This is a genomic window from Pseudomonas sp. 910_21 (assembly GCF_052850735.1).
Window position 1 is genome coordinate 680,353 of record NZ_VXCY01000002.1, and the last position, 16,368, is coordinate 696,720.

15 protein-coding genes are annotated in these 16,368 nt (G+C 59.3%); 9 read left to right on the top strand and 6 right to left on the bottom strand.

Going from position 1 to position 16,368, the window contains the following annotated elements; all coding sequences use genetic code 11:
• The first annotated feature begins 31 nt into the window (after positions 1 to 31).
• Positions 32 to 1,402, top strand: a complete 1,371-nt coding sequence (locus FW796_RS08250) for an MFS transporter (RefSeq protein ID WP_346632320.1) — start codon at positions 32 to 34, stop codon at positions 1,400 to 1,402.
• 57 nt (positions 1,403 to 1,459) lie between these two features.
• On the opposite strand, the gene FW796_RS08255 is transcribed toward FW796_RS08250, so the two are convergent.
• The 4 genes from FW796_RS08255 to flgA form a co-directional block, all read right to left on the bottom strand.
• Entirely contained in the window at positions 1,460 to 2,206 is a 747-nt protein-coding gene (locus tag FW796_RS08255; protein ID WP_265073600.1) for a flagellar brake protein, read from the bottom strand.
• Between the two features lie 96 nt (positions 2,207 to 2,302).
• The gene (locus FW796_RS08260; protein WP_123726894.1) at positions 2,303 to 2,770 is read right to left on the bottom strand and encodes a flagella synthesis protein FlgN; all 468 of its coding nucleotides are present in this window, start codon (positions 2,768 to 2,770) and stop codon (positions 2,303 to 2,305) included.
• 48 nt (positions 2,771 to 2,818) lie between these two features.
• A complete protein-coding gene (gene flgM / locus FW796_RS08265; RefSeq protein ID WP_346632319.1) occupies positions 2,819 to 3,136 on the bottom strand; it encodes a flagellar biosynthesis anti-sigma factor FlgM in 318 nt (105 codons plus the stop codon).
• Between the two features lie 151 nt (positions 3,137 to 3,287).
• Positions 3,288 to 4,049, bottom strand: coding sequence for a flagellar basal body P-ring formation chaperone FlgA (gene flgA, locus FW796_RS08270; protein WP_346632318.1), 762 nt, complete (start codon positions 4,047 to 4,049; stop codon positions 3,288 to 3,290).
• A gap of 75 nt (positions 4,050 to 4,124) precedes the next feature.
• Between flgA and FW796_RS08275 the strand changes: the two genes are divergently transcribed.
• The 6 genes from FW796_RS08275 to flgE all read left to right on the top strand — a co-directional run bounded on the left by FW796_RS08275 (position 4,125) and on the right by flgE (position 9,156).
• Positions 4,125 to 5,057: a chemotaxis protein CheV gene (locus FW796_RS08275; protein WP_102860707.1), complete on the top strand. Its 933-nt coding sequence runs from the start codon at positions 4,125 to 4,127 to the stop codon at positions 5,055 to 5,057.
• Between the two features lie 44 nt (positions 5,058 to 5,101).
• Positions 5,102 to 5,929, top strand: coding sequence for a protein-glutamate O-methyltransferase CheR (cheR, locus tag FW796_RS08280; RefSeq protein WP_011062744.1), 828 nt, complete (start codon positions 5,102 to 5,104; stop codon positions 5,927 to 5,929).
• 252 nt (positions 5,930 to 6,181) lie between these two features.
• The gene (flgB, locus tag FW796_RS08285) at positions 6,182 to 6,589 is read left to right on the top strand and encodes a flagellar basal body rod protein FlgB (protein WP_346632317.1); all 408 of its coding nucleotides are present in this window, start codon (positions 6,182 to 6,184) and stop codon (positions 6,587 to 6,589) included.
• Between the two features lie 3 nt (positions 6,590 to 6,592).
• Complete coding sequence (gene flgC / locus FW796_RS08290) at positions 6,593 to 7,036, top strand: flagellar basal body rod protein FlgC (RefSeq protein WP_011062742.1); 444 nt, start codon at positions 6,593 to 6,595, stop codon at positions 7,034 to 7,036.
• Positions 7,037 to 7,051: 15 nt separating this feature from the next.
• On the top strand, positions 7,052 to 7,783 hold the full coding sequence (gene flgD / locus FW796_RS08295) for a flagellar hook assembly protein FlgD (RefSeq protein ID WP_346632316.1): 732 nt from the start codon (positions 7,052 to 7,054) through the stop codon (positions 7,781 to 7,783).
• A 29-nt stretch (positions 7,784 to 7,812) separates the two neighbouring features.
• Entirely contained in the window at positions 7,813 to 9,156 is a 1,344-nt protein-coding gene (gene flgE, locus FW796_RS08300) for a flagellar hook protein FlgE (RefSeq protein ID WP_346632315.1), read from the top strand.
• A gap of 323 nt (positions 9,157 to 9,479) precedes the next feature.
• On the opposite strand, the gene FW796_RS08305 is transcribed toward flgE, so the two are convergent.
• Complete coding sequence (locus tag FW796_RS08305) at positions 9,480 to 12,374, bottom strand: ribonucleoside-diphosphate reductase subunit alpha (RefSeq protein ID WP_346632314.1); 2,895 nt, start codon at positions 12,372 to 12,374, stop codon at positions 9,480 to 9,482.
• Between the two features lie 755 nt (positions 12,375 to 13,129).
• On the opposite strand from FW796_RS08305, the gene FW796_RS08310 reads away from it, so the two are divergent.
• Together FW796_RS08310 and FW796_RS08315 are read left to right on the top strand one after the other, a co-directional pair.
• Complete coding sequence (locus FW796_RS08310) at positions 13,130 to 13,852, top strand: response regulator (protein ID WP_446439230.1); 723 nt, start codon at positions 13,130 to 13,132, stop codon at positions 13,850 to 13,852.
• Positions 13,849 to 15,459, top strand: coding sequence for an ATP-binding protein (locus FW796_RS08315; RefSeq protein WP_446439231.1), 1,611 nt, complete (start codon positions 13,849 to 13,851; stop codon positions 15,457 to 15,459). The genes FW796_RS08310 and FW796_RS08315 overlap by 4 nt, the downstream gene beginning before the upstream one ends.
• Here FW796_RS08315 and FW796_RS08320 read toward each other — a convergent pair.
• Positions 15,422 to 16,198, bottom strand: a complete 777-nt coding sequence (locus FW796_RS08320) for a 4'-phosphopantetheinyl transferase family protein (RefSeq protein ID WP_404937499.1) — start codon at positions 16,196 to 16,198, stop codon at positions 15,422 to 15,424. The two genes, FW796_RS08315 and FW796_RS08320, sit on opposite strands and share 38 nt — an antisense overlap.
• Positions 16,199 to 16,368 lie beyond the last annotated feature (170 nt).

Consider the following 16,368-nt stretch of genomic DNA (forward strand, 5'->3'; position numbering starts at 1 on the left):
CACCTCATTCAAGGAGCCGCTCGGAACGCCGATGCGCCAAATCTGGAAATCCTTTCGAGCGCTTTATTTCGCCTCGCTGATGATGTTGATCGGCTCGGGTCTGCTCAGCACTTATCTGGCTCTTCGCCTGGCCGCCGACCATGTCGATGGCCTGTGGGTGGGGGCCTTGATGGCGGCCAACTATTTCGGTCTGGTATTGGGGGGCAAGCTGGGGCATCGGTTGATTGCCCGGGTCGGGCATATCCGCGCCTACGCTACCTGTGCCGGGATCGTTGGTGCGGCGGTGCTCGGGCACGGTTTGGTGGACTGGCTGCCGGCCTGGCTGGTGCTGCGGATGATCGTCGGCCTGGGGATGATGTGCCAGTACATGGTCATCGAAAGCTGGCTCAACGAGCAGGCCGACGCCAATCAGCGCGGTCTGGTGTTCAGCGGCTACATGATCGCCTCTTACCTGGGGTTAGTGCTGGGGCAGTTGATTCTGGTCATGCACCCGGCCCTGGGGTTGGAACTATTGATGCTGGTGGCCCTGTGCTTTGCCCTGTGCCTGGTGCCGGTGGCCATGACCCGGCGTATTCACCCGGCGCCTTTGCATCCGGCGCCGATGGAGCCGCGCTTCTTTATCAAGCGAGTACCCCAGTCTCTGAGTACCGTGCTGGGGTCGGGGTTGATCGTGGGTTCGTTCTATGGCCTTGCGCCGCTCTATGCGTCGCAGCAGGGCTTGAGTACCGAGCAGGTCGGTCTGTTCATGGGGAGCTGTATTTTTGCCGGTCTGGTGGTGCAGTGGCCATTGGGCTGGTTGTCCGATCGCTATGATCGGGCGTTGCTGATTCGCTGTTTCGCACTGTTCCTGGCGGTGGTGGCCCTGCCTCTGGCGATCCTGCCGTCGGTTCCCCTGGAGATGCTCTTTATTCTCGGGTTCCTTTGTTCCCTGGTGCAGTTCTGCCTCTATCCGCTGGCGGTGGCTTTCTCCAATGACCACGTGGAAAGTGATCGTCGAGTGTCGCTGACGGCGATGCTGTTGGTGACGTATGGCGTGGGGGCGAGCATCGGTCCGTTGGCGGCCGGAGTGCTGATGAAGTTGTTCGGCAGTCAGATGCTGTATGCCTTCTTCAGTTTCTTTGCCCTGGTCCTGGTCTGGAGGATCCGGCCGAAGGCGGTGACCAATCTGCATCAGGTGGATGATGCGCCGCTGCATCACGTCGCCATGCCGGACAGCATGTCCAGCTCACCTCTGGTGGCGGCTCTCGATCCACGGGTGGATGAGCAGGTGGTGCAGGATCAGATGCAGACCACGCCCGCTCCGGATGCTGTGCCTGCAGCGGAGCCTGAGACGCCGGAAGCGTCGGATGAGGCGTCGCCCGACGATTGTGCTCGGGATCATCTGAGTGGGGCTCGACCCTAGAAACGAAAAACGGGCAGTTGCCGCAAGGCACTGCCCGTTTTCATTGATGCGTGGGGTTCAGAGGTCGTCTTTGTCGAAGCGCCGCGCTTCACGCTGCAACTGATAGACGAAGCGCTCTACCTGACGCTGCACCAGGCCGCTCATGTTGTGAAAGCGCACGCCGGCGAAGGTGGTGTCGATACGCTCCTCGTGATGCAGGTAACGCAGTTCGACCGGGGCGGTCATGCTGCCGAAGGGCAGGGCGGCAATAAAGCGCTCGTACACCTGACCCAGTTGCAGGCGCGAAGAGATATCGCCGTCGAAGCGCAACTTGCAGCCGGTAGCGGAAATATCCAGCAGCTTGCCGGTCAGAGGGGACTTGAGTTTTTCGCCGCTGAGTTCGATGTCGACCAGTTGCGCCAGCTTGAGTGCAGCCCGGAAGGCGTTGCGGCGCTGGTGGTAAACCACTTCGTCCGGCAGCGTGGTCCGGTAGCAGCGCCCGCCATTGGACTCATCGAGGGTCGGCAGGCCGTTGCTTTCCCAGGCGATGCGCACGCCTTCATGAAAGCCTTCAACGCGAAATGGCTCGCCTGCCAGCATGAATCGCTCACCGTCGCGAGGGATCATTTCATCAAGGGCAATCATGTTGCTGTCGCGGTCCACTTCCACGAGGTAGCTCTGGAAGCGCTGACTGCGCTCATGGAAAGTGATGATCAGCGGGTCGTGGCTCTCTTGCAGCAGCCGCAGGTTGGAGGAAATTTCCAACGCAGTGGTGAACACCTTAGGTGGCTGCGGAGCATCTTCCGCGTTTGAGGCGTTGAACACGGTTCATCAATCTCCAGACAAAATACAACTACACGCAGGATCTGGCATTTTGCCAGTATGTTTCACGGCTTGGTAGCGCGCACTCATTTTTGGGGCTTAAGCCTGACTGAGTGGGCGGGGCTTCGCAAGCATAGAGGTAGAGCCGCGGGCGTCATAAAGTGCTGGGGGTTCACCGCCGTTGAGGATTTTCAACTGGTTGGCGGTGGTGGCCTGTTGAATCTGGATCGAACGGCCATTGAGTTCGTTGGTGGCCTGGCAGTCGGCGAGCAACTGGGTCAGCAGATTGCCCTGCTCGAGCAGTTGGTCGCCCAGGCTGGAGTGACTGGCCAGTTGCTCGAGGCCTGCACGATTGCTCGGCAGGTTCAGGCTGGCAAGGATCTCTGTGCGCTTACGGCCATGCTGTTCCAGCAATATGACCAGGGCCTGCTTCTGCGCCAGGATATCCTCCAGCAACGGCATGTCGCGGCCGTGCAGGGCAATGGATTCGGCTCTGAGCAGCTCCAGCAGTTGTTGAGCTGGAGCAAGGTCGTCATTGATCAGTTGCAGTAAATTGGTGTCGTGCATGGCTGGCCTTGGGGATTAAGCGTCCAAAAGCCTGGCGCAAGCCTGTGGCTAGCGCTGGGCTTCGAAGTTGAGCAGTTTGCTGGCTATACGGTTGCTGTCGACCTTATAGCTGCCATCGGCAATGGCTTGCTTCAACTCGGCCACTCGGGCCTTGTCGACAGCAGGCTGATCGCGCAGCTTGTCGGTGATTTTCTGCAACTGTTGAGCCTCATTGCTGAGGTGTACCGATTCCCCGCTTTTGCTGGTCTCGGCTGCAGTCGTCAGCGGAGCGGATTTGCCGGCATCACCGGTTTCCTTGCTGGCGCTGGTACGCGTACTGCCTGTCAGTGAAGGGGAGCTGTTTAAACGGCTGAAGTCGATGACCATGATGAAGAAAACCTCTGGGTATTTGGACGCTTGCCATGTTTTCGGCCATACCCTGAAAAACTTTAGGCTCGATTGTCGACAAGCCAGCGCAGGTATCTGCGACCCTTTATCGGCCACAGTTTAGGGAACGAGCGAGTCGAGCGCCAGTTATCTACATTGCCACTTCCACCTGCCCCGGTGCGGTGATGCGCGCCTTGATCACTCGCTGCGAGTTTAGGTTCTTGACCCGGATCTGCTCGCTCATGCCGCCATTGGACAGTGCCTCCCCCGGCATCCGCACGTTCAGGGTGCCGCTACGTGCCGAAATCACCACCTGATCGCCCTTGCGCACCACTTCAGCCTGTTCCAGGTGCCCCAGGGTAATGAGCTGGTCGGCGACCATTGGTCGGACAAGTTTCTGACCAATGGCCTGGTCCACGGAGGTCAGGTAGCCCTGATTGTTCAGGCTGATATCTCTCTCACGCAACACCACGTCTTCCGGCTCGATGATCCCGGCGCGCTTGAGTGGGCGTGAAGTGGTGACCACTTCGCGAAACAGCTTGACCTGGGCTGGCACGAATACGGTCCAGGGGGAGGCGCCTTCGCAGCGTACCTTGACCGTGACCCGTCCCAGCGGCTGTGCTGGACTTTCCAGGCTCGCTGTCAATTCCTTGTCGCAGGCGGGCATGCGCATACGCGGATCCAATTGGTTGACTTGGATTTCGTAGCGTCCTTCCGTTTGACTGGTGGCCAGGTAGTCTTCTACCGTGAATTCAAGAAACCCTTGAGTGACGCCGATAAGTAGATCAGGCAGGGTGACCGAATCAGCAACGGCAGGGCCGCCAGGGTTTAGGATACACAGCGCCGACAACCCACAAAGCAATGCGCGGTAGGGGGATGTCAGGCGTCGGAAAAATGTCGTTTTGGCGTTCATAACAGTTAAAAAGCAAGCGCCGTGCCGTTTAGTGATGAGCGTGCGTCGGATCTTAAAGCTTTGGGGAGTCTGGGCATGGCTGGTGTAATGGATTCGGTAAACCAGCGCACGCAATTGGTTGGGCAGAATCGCCTGGAGTTGCTGCTGTTCCGTCTGGACGGCGAGCAACTCTACGGGATCAACGTATTCAAGGTTCGCGAGGTGCTGCAATGCCCCAAGCTGACCCTGATGCCCAAATCCAACCCTGTGGTGTGCGGTGTCGCGAATATTCGAGGGGCGACCATTCCGATCCTGGATCTGGCAATGGCCACAGGTTCGGGTGGGTTGCAGGATCAAAGCAATCCGTTCGTCATCATCACTGAGTACAACACCAAGACCCAGGGGTTTTTGGTGCGCTCGGTGGAGCGTATCGTCAATATGAACTGGGAAGAGATCCATCCGCCGCCCAAAGGGACTGGTCGCGATCACTACCTGACGGCGGTAACTCGGGTGGACAACCAGTTGGTCGAGATCATCGACGTTGAAAAGGTTTTGGCGGAAGTCGCCCCCACTTCCGAGTCGATCTCGGTGGGCGTGGTGGACGTCGAAACTCAGCACAAGGCTGTATCCCTGCGAGTGCTGACCGTTGACGACTCGTCAGTGGCGCGTAAACAGGTTACTCGCTGCCTGCAGACTGTGGGTGTCGAGGTGGTGGCGCTGAACGATGGCCGGCAGGCGCTGGACTACCTGCGCAAGCTGGTGGATGAGGGCAAGAAGCCGGAAGAGGAATTCCTCATGATGATTTCCGACATCGAGATGCCCGAAATGGACGGTTACACCCTCACGGCCGAGATACGTAGCGATCCACGCATGCAAAAGCTGCATATCATCCTGCATACTTCGTTGTCAGGGGTGTTCAATCAGGCGATGGTGAAGAAGGTCGGTGCCGATGACTTCCTTGCCAAGTTCCGTCCTGATGACCTGGCATCCCGGGTAGTCGACCGGATCAAAGCAGCAGACCACAGCTGAGGGCATCAGCCCCTGGCGAACATAAGATTTAAGAGGCGGCAGCATTGTCTACGGGTAATTTGGATTTTGAACAGTTCCGGGTCTTCCTGGAAAAAGCCTGTGGTATTTTGCTCGGGGAAAACAAGCAATATCTCGTCTCGAGCCGTCTCAACAAACTGATGGAGCAGCAAGGCATCAAAACCTTGGGTGAGCTGGTTCAGCGGATTCAGACCCAGCCGCGCAGCGGATTGCGCGAGATGGTGGTGGATGCGATGACGACCAACGAAACCTTGTGGTTTCGTGACACCTATCCCTTCGAAGTGTTGAAGAACAAGGTGCTTCCCGAGGCCATCAAGGCCAGCCCCAATCAGCGCCTGCGGATCTGGTCGGCGGCATGCTCGTCTGGGCAGGAACCCTATTCTTTGTCGATGTCCATCGATGAGTTCGAGCGCAGCAACATGGGCCAGTTAAAGATGGGGGTGCAGATTGTTGCTACCGATCTGTCCGGGACCATGCTCAATAACTGTAAGACCGGCGAATACGATAGCCTGGCCATTGGCCGTGGTTTGTCGGCCGAGCGCCTGCAGCGCTACTTCGACCCTAAAGGGCCGGGGCGCTGGGTAGTCAAGGCACCGATCAAGAGTCGGGTGGAGTTTCGCTCGTTCAACCTGCTGGACAGCTACGCCAGCCTAGGCAAGTTCGACATCGTGTTCTGTCGCAATGTGCTGATCTACTTCTCGGCCGAGGTCAAGAAGGACATCCTGATGCGCATTCACAGCACTCTGAAGCCTGGCGGTTACCTGTTCCTGGGCGCTTCCGAAGCGCTCAATGGTCTGCCGGATCATTATCAGATGGTGCAATGCAGCCCGGGGATCATCTACCAGGCGAAGTGATCGATTGTTGCGGCAATAAAAAAGGAGGCCTCAGGGCCTCCTTTTTTGTGGGCGTCATTTTATCGGGTGGCTGGGCTAAAAGCGGCAGCTCGATTGCCGCTTTGCCGGCGTTTCGCGGAAATCCATTGCCGCTTTTCTGGCATTGCCGCCTTGCCGCTGCCGTAGAGCCCTTGATTTACGGGGCTCTTTGACTTGGCACGTAGCTTGCTAAGTCAAGGTTACGAAAAATCAGGTCACCCAAAGGTTTCCGACATGAGCATCAGCTTCGATAAAGCGCTCGGTATTCACGAACAAGCTCTTGGCTTTCGCGCCAAGCGTGCCGAAGTGCTGGCCAACAACATCGCCAACGCCGACACCCCGAACTACAAGGCTCGGGACCTGGACTTCTCCGCTGTGCTCGCCGAGCAGAACGACAAGGCCAAGAACGGCAGCTTCGCGCTGAACATGACCAATACCCGGCATATCGAAGCCCAGGGCCTTGGCAGTGGCGACGAGTCGCTGCTGTATCGCACGCCGATGCAACCTTCGATCGACCAGAACACCGTGGATGCTCAGTTGGAGCAATCGAGCTACGCACAGAACTCGGTGGACTTCCAAGCCAGCTTCACGCTGCTCAACAGCAAATTCAAAGGGCTGGTTGCAGCCCTGCGCGGAGAGTAATCCATGTCCCTTGCCAGTGTTTTCAATATTGCCGGTAGTGGCATGAGCGCTCAGACCACTCGTCTGAACACCGTCGCCAGTAACATCGCCAACGCCGAGAGCGTGTCGTCGAGCATCGACCAGACTTACCGCGCTCGTCACCCGGTGTTTGCCACCATGTTTCAGGGCGCCCAGAGCGGTGGCAGCGATTCGCTGTTCCAGAACCAGGACGCTGCAGGCCAAGGCGTACAGGTGCTGGGTGTAGTGGAAGACCAGAGCAATCTGGAAGCTCGCTACGAACCGAACCACCCGGCTGCGGATGCCAAAGGTTACGTCTACTACCCCAACGTCAACGTGGTGGAAGAAATGGCCGACATGATTTCCGCCAGTCGCTCGTTCCAGACCAACGCTGAAATGATGAACACCGCCAAAACCATGATGCAGAAGGTCCTGACCCTGGGTCAGTGATAAGGGGCGAAGCCAATGAGCGTTACGGATACCACCAGCGGCCCATCCCTTAAGGATGTACTGGCCAACTCGTCGAAGAAGACCGCGAACACCACCAGCGCCGACGGCCTGGCGGCAGCGACGAACAGCACCACCGGTAAGCAGGCCCTGGGCAAGGACGCGTTTCTCAAGTTGTTGGTGACCCAGCTGAACAACCAGAACCCGCTGGATCCTCAGGACAACAGTGCGTTCGTTGCCCAGTTGGCGCAGTTCTCTACCCTGGAAGGGATCACGACCCTTAATACCTCGGTGAACTCCATCACTGGCAATTACAAATCGTCTCAGGCTCTGCAGGCTTCGTCCCTGGTAGGTCGCTCGGTGATCGTCCAGTCCGGCACCACTCAGGTGGACACCAGCAAGAGCATGACCGGTTCGGTGACCGTTCCGGCTGGCGTCAGCTCGGTCAAAGTGACCATCACCGACAAGGATGGCAACACCGTCAAGACCATCGACATGGGCAGCCAGAAGGCCGGCAACGCCAGCTTTGTCTGGGATGGCACCAAGACCGACGGCACCAAGGCGGCCCCGGGTAACTACACCTTCAAGGCCAGCACCACCATCGACGGCAAGGGCACTGACCTGATCACTTATCTGCCGGCGACAGTCAACAGCGTCACCATCAGCCAGACCGGCGGAGAGTTGATGCTGAACCTGGCAGGACTGAGCAGCCCGATTGCCCTGTCCAAAGTACAAACCATTGGTATCTAGAGCCGACTAACCGGCACAAGGAGTGGAATATGTCTTTCAATATCGGCCTTAGCGGTCTCTACGCTGCCAACAAACAGCTGGACGTCACCGGCAACAACATCGCCAACGTCGCGACCACCGGTTTCAAATCTTCCCGCGCAGAATTCTCCGACGTCTACTCGGCCACCAAGCTGGGCAGCGGCACCCAGGTGATTGGTAACGGCGTACGCCTGTCCAACGTTTCCCAGCAGTTCACCAACGGTGATATCAGCAACACTGGCAACGTGCTGGACATGGGCATTCAGGGGCAGGGCTTTTTCGTGCTCAGCACCAACGGCTCGCTGACCTACACCCGTGCCGGTACCTTCAAGACCGACAAGGAAGGCTTCATCACCAACAGTGATGGCACTGCGCGCCTGCAAGGCTATGCCGTAGATGCCAACGGCAAGATCATCAACGGTGTATTGACCGACCTGCGGATCGATACCTCGAACCTGTCGCCCAAGCCAACCGACTCGATCTCCTCGACGATCAACCTGAATTCCGATTCGACTCCGATCAATGTGGCTTCGACCGCTCCGGTTTATGTGTTCAATCCGACCGACAACACCACCTACACCAAGTCGTTCAGTACTCCGGTGTATGACACTCAGGGCAACAAGCACGTCATGGATCAGTACATGATCAAGACGCCGAACGCCAATGAGTGGCAAACCTACACGCTGATTGATGGTCGCAATCCGGACGGTACTGCATTCACCATGGCCAACCAGTCGCCGATCACCATGAAGTTCGACTCGTCGGGCAAGCTCAGCAGCATGACCCCGCCAGCTGCGCCTGGGACCACGCCGTACACCATTACCGGTAACAGCATTGTCATGTCGGCTGCTGCCTGGACTCCGGGTACCGTCACCAATGGCGTGTTCACTCCTAACGGTGCCAAGCCAGCGCCGAACGGCGTCAGCATCGACATGACCAAAACCGGTTCGGTGTTCGGCGAAAGCACTCGCTCGATCATCGCGCAGAACGGCTACTCCACTGGCCAGATCAGCAGCCTGACCATCGATGGCACCGGTGTAATGCTGGCCAACTTCAGCAACGAGCAGACCAAGGCGATCGGTCAGATTTCCCTGGCCAGCTTCACCAACGAGCAAGGTCTGCAGCCGGTAGGCGGCACTCAGTGGAAAGAGACCTACTCGTCCGGTATTCCAGGTTATGACGCTCCGAAGACCGGCACCCTGGGAGCGATCCAGTCCAACTCCCTGGAAGAGTCCAACGTTAACCTGACCAATGAGCTGGTGAACCTGATCAAGGCTCAGAGCAACTATCAGGCGAACGCCAAGACCATCTCCACCCAGAGCACCATCATGCAGACCATCATCCAGATGACCTGATGCTGGTTCGCTTGAGCGCTGTACAAAAAGCCCCTCGATGAGGGGCTTTTTTATGCCCGCTTGCCCATGTTCGTTATCGACGGCAGGTTCCTAGAGGTGCACTGGTTTGAGCAGGGCGTGCCTGTGCAGGTGTGCAGGCGGGCTGGCTTGTGTAGGAGCTGGCTTGCCAGCGAAGGCATCCTTGAAGCTTGTGCAGCGCTCGGGGGGGCTTCTTCGCCGGCAAGCCGGCTCCTGCGGTTTTGTTGGGGGCAAAAGAAAACCCCCGATAAGCCGGAGGCCTATCGGGGGTTGGCACAGGCGCCATAGGCGCCTGTCAGCTCAGCTTATTGGCAGGCTTCGCAATCCGGCTCGTCGATGGCGCAAGCCTTCGGCACTGGAGCAGGACCGGCTGGCGCAGCCAGGACCGAGTCGTCACCGTGGTTGCCGCCGCTGGAAACAGCGTTCAGCTTGCCGGTGTTGATGGTGGATTTCTCGGTGCTGGTGGCGGCCAGGGCGCGGAGGTAGTAGGTGGTTTTCAGGCCACGGTACCAAGCCATGCGGTAGGTCACGTCCAGCTTCTTGCCCGAGGCGCCGGCGATGTACAGGTTCAGCGACTGAGCCTGGTCGATCCACTTCTGGCGACGGCTGGCAGCGTCGACGATCCACTTGGTTTCCACTTCGAAGGCGGTCGCGTAGAGCTCTTTGAGTTCTTGCGGGATGCGCTCGATCTGTTGCACTGAACCGTCGTAGTACTTCAGGTCGTTGATCATGACCGAGTCCCACAGGCCGCGAGCCTTGAGGTCGCGAACCAGGTACGGGTTGATCACGGTGAATTCGCCCGACAGGTTCGATTTCACGTAGAGGTTCTGGTAGGTCGGTTCGATCGACTGCGATACGCCGGTGATGTTGGCGATGGTCGCGGTCGGTGCGATGGCCATGATGTTGGAGTTACGAATGCCTTTCTGCACGCGGGCACGTACCGGCGCCCAGTCCAGGGTTTCGTTGAGGTCCACATCGATGTACTTCTGGCCACGGGCCTCGATCAGGATCTGTTGCGAATCCAGCGGCAGGATGCCTTTGGACCACAGCGAACCCTGGAACGTCTCGTAGGCGCCGCGCTCGTCGGCCAGGTCGCAGGAAGCCTGGATCGCGTAGTAGCTGACCGCTTCCATGGACTTGTCGGCGAACTCGACGGCAGCGTCGGAACCGTAAGCGATGTGCTGCAGGTACAGCGCGTCCTGGAAGCCCATGATGCCCAGGCCGACCGGACGGTGCTTGAAGTTGGAGTTCTTCGCTTGCGGCACCGAGTAGTAGTTGATGTCGATCACGTTATCGAGCATGCGCACGGCGGTGTTCACGGTGCGTTCCAGCTTGGCGGTGTCCAGCTTGCCGTTGACGATGTGGTTCGGCAGGTTGATCGAGCCCAGGTTGCAAACGGCGATCTCGTCCTTGTTGGTGTTCAAGGTGATCTCGGTGCACAGGTTCGAGCTGTGGACCACGCCCACGTGCTGCTGCGGGCTGCGCAGGTTGCACGGGTCTTTGAAAGTCAGCCATGGGTGGCCGGTTTCAAACAGCATGGAGAGCATTTTGCGCCACAGGTCTTTGGCCTGGATGGTCTTGAACAGTTTGACCTTGCCCGGGTACTCGGTCAGGGCTTCGTAGTACTCGTAGCGCTCTTCGAAGGCCTTGCCGGTCAGGTCGTGCAGATCCGGTACTTCGGACGGCGAGAACAGGGTCCACTTGCCGTCATCGAAGACACGCTTCATGAACAGGTCAGGGATCCAGTTGGCGGTGTTCATGTCGTGGGTACGACGACGATCATCACCGGTGTTCTTGCGCAGCTCGATGAACTCTTCGATGTCCATGTGCCAGGTTTCCAGGTAGGCACACACAGCGCCTTTGCGCTTGCCACCCTGGTTAACGGCAACGGCGGTGTCGTTGACCACTTTCAGGAACGGCACGACGCCCTGGGATTTGCCGTTGGTGCCCTTGATGTACGAGCCCAGCGCACGAACCGGAGTCCAGTCGTTGCCCAGGCCGCCGGCAAATTTCGACAGCATGGCGTTGTCGTGGATGGCGCCGTAGATGCCCGACAGGTCGTCTGGAACGGTGGTCAGGTAGCAGCTCGACAGCTGTGGACGCAGGGTGCCGGCGTTGAACAGGGTTGGGGTCGAAGCCATGTAGTCGAAGGACGACAACAGGTTGTAGAACTCAATGGCGCGGTCTTCACGCTGCTTCTCTTCGATCGCCAGGCCCATGGCCACGCGCATGAAGAAGATCTGCGGCAGTTCGAAGCGGATACCGTCCTTGTGGATGAAGTAACGGTCGTACAGGGTTTGCAGGCCCAGGTAGGTGAACTGCTGGTCGCGCTCGTGGTTGATCGCCTTGCCGAGTTTTTCCAGGTCGAACTCAGCCAGTACCGGGTTCAGCAATTCGAACTCGATACCCTTGGCGACGTAGGCTGGCAGTGCCTTGGCGTACAGGTCGGCCATTTCGTGGTGAGTGGCGCTTTCGGCCACTTCGAGGAAGCCCAGGCCTTCGGCACGCAGGGTATCCATCAGCAGGCGGGCGGTGACGAACGAGTAGTTCGGCTCGCGCTCGACCAGGGTGCGGGCGGTCATCACCAAGGCGGTGTTGACGTCTTTCAGGGCCACGCCGTCGTAGAGGTTCTTCAGGGTTTCGCGCTGAATCAGATCGCCATCGACTTCTTCCAGGCCTTCACAGGCTTCGCTGACGATGGTGTTCAGACGGCCCATGTCCAGAGGAGCGAAGCTGCCATCGGCGCGGGTGATGCGGATCGATGGGTGGGCTTGTACCGGCTCTTCGCCGGTGGAGCGAGTGGCGCGTTCCTTGGCACGCGAGTCGCGGTAGATCACGTAGTCACGGGCAACTTTCTGCTCGCCGGCGCGCATCAGGGCCAGCTCTACCTGGTCCTGGATCTCTTCGATGTGGATGGTGCCGCCCGAAGGCATGCGACGCTTGAAGGTCGCGGTAACCTGTTCGGTCAGACGCGCCACGGTGTCGTGGATTCGCGACGAGGCAGCGGCGGTGCCGCCTTCAACTGCGAGGAACGCTTTGGTGATAGCGACGGTGATCTTGTCATCGGTGTAAGCAACGACAGTGCCGTTACGCTTGATCACGCGCAATTGGCCAGGGGCGGTAGCAGACAGATCCAGATTGGAATCGGCGGCCTGCGGCGCATTGGCCTGCGGGTTCTCGCGAGTTGTGTCGGTTTGCATGGGTGTCTCCACGTTCTCTATGTTTGTTTGGGCACCAATGAGGTGCCCACCGTTCCGTCCTGAAGCACTACAGCCGGCAGAGGCCGGGCATAACGACTTCGGGACAGTTCAGGAAGGGGGCTGTTGGCGCCGCTTCCATGCCGAAGTCATGGTGTCGAGCCTGGGCTCGGCACCTTATTCCTGGTGGGTGACAGTCTTGTTGCTGCAACACCCGTACCGCTTTCTCCTGGACAGGGTGGAAAACGATGCCATCCGCACGCGCGGTCTTGGTCTTCTGAAACAGCGATTGGTTCCACCAAACGGGGCAAGAAAAGGGCTTGAGTTTCTTGTCTGAATTGTGTTTGGTTTTTTGCGTAAAACCCTAGATATAGGTGTTTTTGGCCGGCGGGCTACAAGATAATGCGTTTGGGGGGCTGATTGCAACGTGCTGCCTGTGGATAAGGTTGTGCGTAAATTGTGTATGGACTGGGTAAAACTCGCGGAGGCCGCAGTCCTAGTGCATGGAACCGTTTGTCACTGTTTTTTACCGCCGGAAATTGCCTTGGGCGGATTTTTGCGGGCGCGAACCCTATCACAAAAAATCCCCCTGACCGAGTCGTTTTAGTCGCTTGTGTGTGGGGCGATCCCGGTTGCTACAATCCGTCGCGGTTCATGGGGTGCTGACGGCGTTTTCCATGGCCGGTTATCCGTCTTTTTCATGACAAAAAGACGGGTGCCTTCCTTCCAGTGAGTGCTGGCAATAAAAGAGGTCGAGCGTGGAGCAAGAAGCCTGGCAGGTACTGATTGTCGAGGATGACCAGCGTCTGGCTGAGTTGACCCGTGAATATCTGGAGAGCAACGGCTTGCAGGTGGCCATCGAGGGCAACGGCGCTCGGGCTGCAGCCAGGATCATTGCCGAGCAGCCAGACCTGGTGATTCTCGACCTGATGCTGCCCGGCGAAGACGGCCTGAGTATCTGTCGCAAGGTCCGGGCTCGCTATGACGGGCCAATTCTCATGCTCACCGCCCGTACCGATGACATGGATCAGGTCATGGGCCTGGACCTGGGGGCCGACGACTATGTCTGCAAGCCGGTGCGCCCGCGTTTGTTGCTGGCGCGGATCCAGGCCTTGCTGCGGCGCAGCGAGGCACCGGAGCCTGCCCAGGAGAAAACCCGGCGCCTGCAATTCGGTCCCCTGGTGGTGGACAATGCCCTGCGCGAAGCATGGCTGAGCGATATCGGCATCGAGTTGACCAGTGCCGAGTTCGATCTGTTGTGGCTGCTGGTGGTGAACGCCGGGCGAATACTGTCCCGTGAGGAAATTTTCACCGCTCTGCGCGGCATAGGTTATGACGGCCAGGATCGTTCCATCGATGTGCGCATCTCGCGCATCCGGCCCAAGATCGGCGACGACCCTGAGCACCCTCGACTGATCAAGACCATTCGCAGCAAGGGCTATCTGTTCGTTCCCGAAGCCGCCGCCGACTTGCCCTCGTGAACTCCATCTTCCTGCGTATCTATGGCGGCATGTGCGCCGCGCTGATCCTGGTGGCGCTGCTGGGGGTGCTGGCTCTGCACCTGCTCAACGAAGTGCGCAGCGAGCAGTACCGCGAACGACTGGCCCACGGCACCTTCTCGCTGATGGCGGACAACCTCAAGCCCATGAGCGAAATCGAGCGTCGCCGCGCGCTGGCGGTGTGGGAGCGGTTGTTGGGGATTCCCCTGCGCCTGAAGACCTTCAGCCAGACCGACCTGGACAGCAGCCAGCGTGGCCGAGTCCTGCGGGGGCAGGCGCTGGTGGAGCAGACCGGGCCCTTCGCCGCCCGGGTTTATCGCCTGGTTAGTGAGAAGGAGCAGTTGCTGCTCAGTGCCGAAGTGCAACAGATCAGCGAGCAACTGGCCCGGGCAACCATCTATCTGCTGGCGGACGAGTTGGTACGGTATCCGGTGGCGGAGCAGCCCGAGCGCCTGGCGGCGTTAAAGAAGGCCAAGGGTTTTGGTTTCGACATGCACCTGTCCACCCTGGATGCTGCCGATATGGATGATGACCAGCGCCGGCGGGTGGCCGAGGGCGATACGGTGATGGCCCTGGGCAAGGGCGGTGACTCGATCCGGGTATTCGCGGGGCTGGTGGGTACGCCCTGGGTCCTGGAAATCGGCCCGCTGTATCAGATGAACCCTTATCCGCCGCAATGGCTGGTGCTGATTGCCGTGCTCGGCCTGAGTTTGATTGGCCTGATCGTCTATTTATTGGTGCGCCAGTTGGAGCGACGTCTCAGCGGCCTGGAATCGGCAGCCACGAAGATTGCCAAGGGCAGCCTGGAAACCCGCGTGCCGGCTCGTGGCGTGGATTCGGTGGGGCGCCTGGCGGCTGCATTCAACGGCATGGCCGAGCATCTGCAGCGCTTGCTGGCGATCCAGCGCGAACTGGTGCGGGCGGTCTCTCATGAGTTGCGTACACCGGTGGCTCGGTTGCGTTTCGGCCTGGAGATGATTGCTTCGGCAAGTACCGATCAGGCACGGCAGAAGTACCTGGACGGCATGGACAACGATATTCAGGATCTGGATCGGCTGGTGGACGAGATGCTCACCTATGCCCGCCTGGAACAGGGCTCGCCGGCCTTGAACTTCCAGCGTATCGATCTGGATGCGCTGATCAACCAAGTGATCAGCGAGCTGGCGCCCTTGCGGGCCAACCTCAAGGTCCAGCGTGGGCTGTGCCTGTCCGCGGCCGAGTGCGACGGCGCCTGGGTCGAGGCTGAGCCGCGCTATCTGCACCGAGCGCTGCAGAATCTGGTGAGCAATGCCATGCGCCATGCGGAATCCCAGGTCACCGTCAGTTATCAGGTGGGCCAGTTGCGCTGTCGGGTGGATGTGGAGGATGACGGTCCCGGCGTACCGGAAAGTGCCTGGGAAAAGATCTTCACGCCTTTTCTGCGCCTGGATGACAGCCGTACCCGGGCTTCCGGCGGCCATGGGCTGGGGCTGTCGATTGTGCGGCGAATCATCCATTGGCACGATGGCCGGGCCCTGATCAGCAAGAGCAAGAGCCTCGGGGGCGCCTGCTTCAGCCTGAGCTGGCCCCGGCAGCAGGAACCCCGCTGACAATTGTCGGGGGAGCAGCCTTGATGGCGATCAGGCTGAGCAACTGGTCGCCCTCGACCACGAACTGCCCCTGTAGCTCACTGCCGTGGTGCCATTCTTCGTTCAGGTCCGTCAGTAGACGCACTCGGACCTGGCCCTCGGGGGACCATTCCAGTACCTCGGCGTGCTCGAAGTAGAAGTTTTTCTGCACCAGCGGATACAGGGTCTTGTACAGGCTTTCCTTGATCGAGAAGGTCAGGGTCACCGCCAGGGCGTGCAATGCGGGGGGCAACAGGTCCAGGCGTTGCAGTTCCGTCGGAGTGAGGATCTGCTGCGCCAGATTGGCGGCGCGCTCATTGCTCAGCAGTGTTTCCAAATCCAGCCCCAAGGCTCGCCAGTGCTGTTTGTCGGCGACAATGGCGGCGGCGCGTCCAGTGCTATGGGTGATAGAGCCGCAGATATGCTCGGGCCAGATCGGCGCCCGGTCGGCCCCGATCGGGGGAACCCAATCCATGCGCTGCAGTTGCCACAGGGCGGCCCGGGCACACAGGCGGCCGGCAAGGAACTCGGCCTGGCGCTTGGCTACCGAGCGCTGGATGCTTGGTGGCGCTTCAATGCCGCTGCGCTGGAAATCATCTGCAGCCAAGTGCCCGGGATTGAACCGAGTGCTCAGCCAAAGGGTATGGGGCAATGCCTCCGGCAGGGGCCAGGACGCATCCAGAGAGGTACAGCAAGCGGGGAGAGGGGGGAGTGCATTCATGGCTGCTAGTTTGCCGGGTTGAAGAGTTCGAGGGTAGCGGTGTGTGGCGCAGAGAGGGGACTCAGAAGGCTAGGCGAGAGCCGTTGTGCAGGTAAAACGCCTCAAGACAGCCAGATGGATCTGGTTCAGGTGAGGTTAAGAGTGTGTTCAGGGGGAGTTCAGGGCGGGCT

Coding starts and splice junctions, on each gene's coding strand:
- FW796_RS08250 (WP_346632320.1), top strand. CDS start 32: ATGCGCCAAATCTGGAAATCCTTTCGAGCGCTTTATTTCGCCTCGCTG.
- FW796_RS08260 (WP_123726894.1), bottom strand. CDS start 2,770: ATGCACGACACCAATTTACTGCAACTGATCAATGACGACCTTGCTCCA.
- flgM (WP_346632319.1), bottom strand. CDS start 3,136: ATGGTCATCGACTTCAGCCGTTTAAACAGCTCCCCTTCACTGACAGGC.
- flgA (WP_346632318.1), bottom strand. CDS start 4,049: ATGAACGCCAAAACGACATTTTTCCGACGCCTGACATCCCCCTACCGC.
- FW796_RS08275 (WP_102860707.1), top strand. CDS start 4,125: ATGGCTGGTGTAATGGATTCGGTAAACCAGCGCACGCAATTGGTTGGG.
- flgB (WP_346632317.1), top strand. CDS start 6,182: ATGAGCATCAGCTTCGATAAAGCGCTCGGTATTCACGAACAAGCTCTT.
- flgC (WP_011062742.1), top strand. CDS start 6,593: ATGTCCCTTGCCAGTGTTTTCAATATTGCCGGTAGTGGCATGAGCGCT.
- flgD (WP_346632316.1), top strand. CDS start 7,052: ATGAGCGTTACGGATACCACCAGCGGCCCATCCCTTAAGGATGTACTG.
- flgE (WP_346632315.1), top strand. CDS start 7,813: ATGTCTTTCAATATCGGCCTTAGCGGTCTCTACGCTGCCAACAAACAG.
- FW796_RS08305 (WP_346632314.1), bottom strand. CDS start 12,374: ATGCAAACCGACACAACTCGCGAGAACCCGCAGGCCAATGCGCCGCAG.
- FW796_RS08320 (WP_404937499.1), bottom strand. CDS start 16,198: ATGAATGCACTCCCCCCTCTCCCCGCTTGCTGTACCTCTCTGGATGCG.